The organism is uncultured Campylobacter sp., assembly GCF_938045595.1.
Classification (GTDB): domain Bacteria; phylum Campylobacterota; class Campylobacteria; order Campylobacterales; family Campylobacteraceae; genus Campylobacter_B.
On record NZ_CALIBB010000293.1, the window covers coordinates 1 to 6,962 of the forward strand.

Sequence of the window (6,962 nt, forward strand, 5' to 3'; positions counted from 1 at the left end):
CATCTTTGCAAAGCGGGCGGAGCTTTACCGCCCAAACTACCTATGCACCGGCGATAGATAAGGTTTCTCGGAGTGCATCGACATCTCGTTTTGTCTTCTGAACTCGATAAACTCGCTCTCGCTAAGCTTTCTGATATTTGCGATCGTCATCTTTAGCGGTGGGATGCCAGATAGCGGATCCAGATCGCCCGCATGCACGAGCTCGTTGCCGTCGGCCTCGCTGTAATGGAAGGTCGTAAATATCGTGCCCTCTTTCAGATCCGGATTTATACGAAGCTTCGCAGCGATCTGACCGCGCTTATTTTTGACAAGCGCGTAGCAGCCTTCGGTAAGCTCGCGTTCGCGTGCGATATCCGGGCTTACCTCGATGAGCGCACCTTCTGCGCCCGCACCGTACTCTAGCGCGCGACACTCTCTCGTCATCGTTCCCGTATGGTAGTGATAAACCTTGCGCCCGGTCGTAAATAAGCACGGATAAATTTCATCCGGTATTTCGCTAAGCGCGCCGCTTCCCACCGGATAATCATCCGGGATTTTCATCTTGGCTCTAAAATCCGCCTCAGCTTTAGCGCGCTCCTCTTTATCATCCACGTAAAGCACCGGCACCATTCTAAATTTACCATCAGGCAGCATCGATTTATGATCTGCATAAAGCACCGGTGTGCCCGGATGATCTTCATCAGGACATGGCCAGCTGATGCCGCCTAGCTTATCTAGCCTATAGTAGCTAATACCGCCGAAAAATTTAGGCATTAACGCACGCACTTCGTTCCAAATTTCTTCCGCACTTAAAAAATCAAACCCTTCAAGCCCCATTCTTTGTGCGATATTGCAAACGACCTTCCAATCAGGCTCTACGCCAGGAGCCGGCTCGCTTGCCTTGCGCGTGCGCTGGACGCGACGGGAAGTGTTTAAAAAGGTGCCGTCCTTCTCGCCCCAGCCGGCAGCAGGTAGTACGACATCGGCTTTCTGTGCGCTCTCGGTAAAGAAAAGATCCTGCACGATAAAGCAATCCAAATGGTGCGTTGCATGCACGAAGTGTTCCGTCCAAGGATCGCTCATTACAGGGTTTTCGCCGTAAACGTAGAGTAGCTTCAGTTCGCCGCTATCCATCTTATCGGGAGCGACCGTAAGCTTAAAGCCCGGAGTTGGATTTAGCTCGAAGTGCCATACTCTGCGCGCCTGCTCCTGAGCATAAGCGGAATTTACCGCGCCTGCAGGGATGACGTTAGGTAGCGCGCCCATATCGCATGCGCCCTGGACGTTGTTTTGACCGCGCAAAGGATTTACGCCCGCGCCTCGTTTGCCTAAATTTCCAGTCAAAATGGCTAAATTTGAAAGCGAAAAGACATTTGACGTACCGTCGCTAAACTGCGTGATACCCATCGTGTAGCAGATCGCCGCTGCGCCTGCTTTAGCATACATTCTAGCAGCTTCGATTACGAGCTCTTTTTTCACGCCCGTCTCGCGCTCGAAGCGCTCAGGTGTAAAGTCCTTAACCGCTTCTTTTAGATACTCGTAGCCGTGAGCGTAGTTTTTGATAAACTCGTCATCTTGCAGATTTTCAGCAATGATAACATTCATAATGGTATTTAGCGTCTTAATGTTCGCGCCCACCGGGATTTGCAAATAGATATCGGCTTTTTTCGCCATATCTGTGCGCTTCGGATCTACGACGATCATCTTGGCGCCGCGCTGAAGCCCGCGCTGCATCTGCATAGCGATGATCGGGTGACACTCGCTCGTGTTTGTGCCGATGAGTAAAAATACGTCCGTATCGGTAGCGAATTCTACCAAATCGTTCGTCATCGTTCCGTTTCCTAGCGTGTTGGCAAGACCTGCCACTGTAGGAGCGTGTCAAAGACGGGCGCAGTGATCGACGTTATTGCTGCCCTGAGCTCGGAAAAATTTCTGAAAAACGTAGTTGTCTTCGTTATTTGAGCGCGCCGAGCTAAAGCCCATTATTGAGCTTGGGCCATATTTAGCGACGGTCTCTTTAAATTTAGACGCTACAAAATCATAAGCCTCTTCAAAGCTTACCTCCTCAAGCTTACCACTTCTATCAAATACTCCGTTTTTCTTACGGATCATAGGTTTGGCAAGGCGTTTTGGAGAGTTTACGAACTCCCAGCCGAACATCCCTTTTAAGCATAACTCGCCGTCATTTACGTGGTGGGCCTGCGTAGGGCGCGCGTTTACGATCCTGCCGTCTTTTACGATAAGATCGATACCACAGCCGGTGCCGCAGTAAGGACAAGTCGTTTTGACAATCTTTTCTCTGGATTGCATAAATATTCCTTTCAAGAATTTTGGTTTGCACGGCTATTATACTTTCTAGATTATAAAAGAATTTTTAAATTAGTGAATTTTTTTAAGCAAAATTTAAGTAATATGCAAATATCGCATATTAAATTGAATAGTTAAATTTTACGCTTTTACTTCGGTAATGGCGGCGTTTTAGTGTAAAATTTATCGCTTATCGCAAAAGACGCTTTTTAAGCTAAGTTTTATAATTTTAATAGAATTTTGAAATTATATTACGCTCCGTTTTATTTCAAAGCACGATTAAATTTTTATGAAATTTTAATGCTAATTTATCGGTATAATATATTAATTTAATTAAATGAAAATATATATTAAAATTTATCAAAAACTCGCTATCCTGATAAAATTTGAGCCACTAAATTTAAAATTTATAAAATTATTATCTTATATCTGAAATCTATGTAGAAAAAACCTTGATTTTAATCTAGACTAAGCCGTTTTTTTATGCTATTATTCAAAATCTTAGTAGAAATTAATTCTAAACGAAAGGTTAATCTCATGGATAGACGAGACTTTATAAAAAGCTCTGCAGCAGCGGCTGCCTGTAGCGTTGCAGGCATCAGCTTGCCTAGCAGTCTTAGTGCTGCGGGCGAAGCTGAAAAAGGCTGGCGCTGGGACAAGGCGGCCTGTCGCTTCTGCGGCACCGGCTGTGGCATAATGGTAGCCACCAAAGACGGCAAGATCGTAGCGGTCAAAGGTGATCCGCTAGCCCCAGTAAATCGCGGTCTAAACTGCATCAAAGGCTATTTCAACGCCAAGATCATGTACGGCGCCGATCGCATTACCAAGCCTCTTTTGCGCGTAAATTCCAAGGGCGAATTCGACAAAAAGGGAAAATTTATCGAGATCAGCTGGCAAAGAGCGTTCGACGAAATGGAGAAGCATTTTAGGCGAGCCTATAACGAAGGCGGTCCCGAGGGCTTTGCCGTACTTGGTAGCGGTCAATACACGATCCCGGAAGGTTACGCCGCAGCAAAGCTAGTAAAGGCGGGCTTTCGCTCCAATAATCTCGATCCTAATGCTCGCCAGTGCATGGCCAGCGCCGTCGTAGGTTTTATGCAAACCTTCGGTATTGACGAGCCTGCAGGCGTTTTCGATGATATCGAGCTAACCGACACCATCATCGCCTGGGGCGCGAATATGGCTGAGATGCACCCTATCCTTTGGTCTCGCGTCTCCGACCATAAGCTTCGCAACCCGGGCCGCGTAAAAGTTATAAATCTCTCGACCTACTCTAGCCGCACTTCAAACATCGCCGATATTGAAATTATATTCCGTCCGAATACCGATTTAGCGATATGGAACTACATAGCAAGGGAGATCGTCTACAACCATCCGGATATGATAGATGAGAAATTTATTAAAGAGCACTGTGTGTTCGCTACAGGCCCTGTGGATATCGGCTACGGCTTGCGAGAAGATATAAATCATAAAAAATACCGCAAAACCGAGCTTGACACCGCAGCTAAGCAAAAATCCAAAATTTTAAGCAAATCCGAGGGCGTTACCTTAGCATATCTGGGTATGAAAGAGGGCGACGTACTCGAAAACAAACACTCTGACAAATCGGATGCTCACTGGCTCATAAGCTTCGAAGAATTTAAAAAAGCGCTGGAGCCTTACACGTTAGAATTTGTAGCACCTTTAGCTAAGGGTGACGAAAGTGAGGATTTAGAGGCGTTTAAGACCAAACTAAAGCAGCTCGCAGATTATTACATCGAAAAGGACCGCAAAGTAGTAAGCTTTTGGACGATGGGCTTTAATCAGCACTCAAGAGGAACCTGGGTCAATGAGCAAAGCTACATGGTGCATTTCCTTCTTGGCAAGCAAGCCAAACCTGGCTGCGGAGCGTTTTCGCTTACCGGTCAGCCTAGCGCTTGCGGCACGGCTAGAGAGGTGGGCACGTTTTCTCACCGCCTACCTGCTGATATGGTCGTGGCAAATCCCGCTCACAGAAAGGTTTCCGAAAAAATTTGGAAGCTTCCGGAAGGCACGATAAATCCAAAACCGGGTGCGCACTATGTGCAGGCTCTACGCAATCTCGAAGATGGCAAGATAAAATGGATATGGGTTCAAGTAAATAACCCGTGGCAGCAGATCGCCAACGCAAACCACTGGATAGCCGCGGCGCGCGAGATGGATAACTTCATCGTAGTAAGCGAGCCATATCCGGGACTAAGCGCGAAGGTAGCCGATCTAATCCTGCCAACCGCGATGATCTACGAAAAATGGGGCGCATACGGCAATGCCGAGCGTAGAACTCAGTGGTGGAGACAGCAGGTCCTTCCTGTGGGCGACGCGATGAGCGATACGTGGCAGATGCTAGAGTTTTCCAAGCGCTTCAAACTCAAGGATTTCTGGGGCGAGATAAAGGTAAATGATAAGCTCACGCTTCCAAACGTATTGGATAAAATTTCAGAATTCGGCTACACCCCTGAAAGCACGCTATTTGATGTGCTCTTTGCAAACAAAGACGCTCAGGCTTTCGCGGCAAAAGATCCGATTATGGCAAGCTTCGACAACTCCGAAGTAAACGGCGACTCTCGCGGCGTCATCGGCAGCGACGGCAAAGAATTTAAAGGATATGGCTTTTTCATCCAAAAATATCTTTGGGAGGAGTACCGAAAATTCGGTACCGGTCACGGACACGACCTAGCCGATTTCGATACATATCACCGAGTGCGCGGTCTTAGATGGCCGGTCGTAGACGGCAAAGAAACACTTTGGCGCTTTAACGCTCAATACGATCCTTATGCCAAAAAAGCGGCTCCGGATAGTGACTTCGCCTTCTATGGCAACGCCAAAGCGGCGCTTCCTAGCGGCGATCTGAAATCCGCTACTTCTGGCGAAGAAAAAACAAGCCTTGCCAATAAAGCTAAAATTTTCTTCCGTCCGTATATGGATCCTGTAGAAGTGCCAAGCGAGGAGTATCCTTTCTGGCTATGTACGGGTCGCGTGCTAGAGCACTGGCACACCGGCACTATGACTATGCGCGTGCCAGAGCTTTATCGCGCGGTGCCTGAGGCAAGATGCTATATGAACGAAGCCGACGGCGCCAAAATCGGCGTACAACAAAACGAGATCGTCTGGATCGAGTCGCGCCGCGGCAAAGTCAAAGCGCGCGTGGACTTCCACGGACGTAACGTTCCGCCGAAGGGACTTATTTTCGTGCCGTTTTTTGACGAGAAGGTTTATATCAACCGCGTCACGCTCGATCATACCTGCCCGCTTTCAAAAGAGACCGACTATAAAAAATGCGCGGTTAAAATTTACAAGGCGTAGATTATGGATAGGCGTGAAGTCTTAGGTATTCTTTCTTTAGCTGCTGGTGTTGGCGTTTTGGGGCTCGGAGTCGCAAACTCCAGCGAGCACGCCAAACTCCGCCCGCCCGGAGCTATAAGCGAGAAAGAATTTCTTAGCAAATGCCTAAGGTGCGGGCTTTGTGTCGAGGCGTGCCCATTTGATACGCTTAGGCTTGCGAGCTTTTGCGATCACGCTATTGCAAACGGCACGCCGTTTTTTATCCCGCGCGAAATTCCGTGCTATATGTGCGACGACATACCTTGCGTCGCAGCCTGTCCTAGCGACGCGCTAGATAAAAGCCTGGTAAGCGAAAACTCCAAGCTTAACGTGCGTCTATCCAAAATGGGCGTTGCGGTCATAGATACCGAGCATTGCATCGCTTATGCCGGTATCCAATGCGACGCGTGCGTGCGAAACTGCCCTGTGATGGATAAGGCGCTTAGGATCGATTACCGTCACAACAACCGCACCGAAAAGCACGCCCTACTTGTGCCCGTCGTAGATAGCGACTACTGCACGGGTTGCGGTAAGTGCGAGCATGCCTGCGTCACGAAAAAGGCGGCTATCAGCGTCGTGGAGCGCGAGCGCGTCATAGGAATTTCCAGCGATAACTACGTCAAGGGCTGGATCAAGGGCGACGACGCGAAGCTAAAGGACGCAGACACCAAAATCAAGCTCGATCCGCAAAAGAGTAAGGATTACTTAAACGAGGACGATCTAATGGAAGGGGCTAGGCAATGAAATACACTATTTTAAGGCGTTTGAGCCAAATTTCTATTCTAGTCCTTTTTATTTTAGGAAATAATTTCGCCTTCAAAGCCGCGAGCGAAAACGGAATTTTATCCGGAATTTTAAAGGGCAATCTAAGCTCGTCGAAACTTTTGGGTACGATTAATCTAAGCGATCCGTTTGCGACGGCGCAGATGCTGCTAGCTAGCTTTTCTTTGGGCGCTACGGCGGTTATCGGAGCGGTTATCGTAGGCGCATTTTATGCGCTTATAGCGCCGCGAGTATATTGCTCATGGGTCTGTCCGATAAATTTGCTGACCGATCTTGCCGCCTGGCTTCGTAAAAGACTTGGCATAACGACTAGGATCGTTAGCGTAAACCGCAAGGCTCGCTACGTCCTAGCGGTGCTAGCGCTTGTTTGCAGCGGAGCTTTCGGCTTTGCGGCGTTTGAGAGCGTAAATTTTATCTCGCTTTTCGCGCGCGCCGTCATAGCGCTGAGTGCTAGTGCGTTTGCAATCGCGCTACTGATCGTAGTTTTTGAAATTTTCGCGGGCGATCGCACGATCTGTTCGCGGCTATGCCCGCTCGGCGGATTTTGGGCGGCG

4 protein-coding genes are annotated in these 6,962 nt (G+C 48.4%); 3 read left to right on the plus strand and 1 reads right to left on the minus strand.

The window, feature by feature from the left end:
- Positions 1-36: 36 nt before the first annotated feature.
- Positions 37-2,289 carry a molybdopterin-dependent oxidoreductase gene (locus tag Q0340_RS11355; protein ID WP_297880222.1) on the minus strand — a complete coding sequence of 751 codons (2,253 nt, stop codon included), beginning with the start codon at positions 2,287-2,289 and terminating at the stop codon, positions 37-39.
- 534 nt (positions 2,290-2,823) lie between these two features.
- On the opposite strand from Q0340_RS11355, the gene napA reads away from it, so the two are divergent.
- From napA to Q0340_RS11370, 3 genes are all read left to right on the plus strand, one after another.
- The gene (napA, locus tag Q0340_RS11360; RefSeq protein WP_298083392.1) at positions 2,824-5,607 is read left to right on the plus strand and encodes a nitrate reductase catalytic subunit NapA; all 2,784 of its coding nucleotides are present in this window, start codon (positions 2,824-2,826) and stop codon (positions 5,605-5,607) included.
- Between the two features lie 3 nt (positions 5,608-5,610).
- Positions 5,611-6,369: a ferredoxin-type protein NapG gene (gene napG, locus Q0340_RS11365; RefSeq protein ID WP_298083393.1), complete on the plus strand. Its 759-nt coding sequence runs from the start codon at positions 5,611-5,613 to the stop codon at positions 6,367-6,369.
- On the plus strand, positions 6,366-6,962 hold a 597-nt coding region (locus Q0340_RS11370; protein ID WP_298083394.1), incomplete at its 3' end, for a 4Fe-4S binding protein. The genes napG and Q0340_RS11370, both read left to right, overlap by 4 nt.

What these genes read in the sequence shown, in the direction of transcription:
- napA (WP_298083392.1), top strand. Translation starts at nt 2,824, where the DNA reads ATGGATAGACGAGACTTTATAAAAAGCTCTGCAGCAGCGGCTGCCTGT.
- napG (WP_298083393.1), top strand. Translation starts at nt 5,611, where the DNA reads ATGGATAGGCGTGAAGTCTTAGGTATTCTTTCTTTAGCTGCTGGTGTT.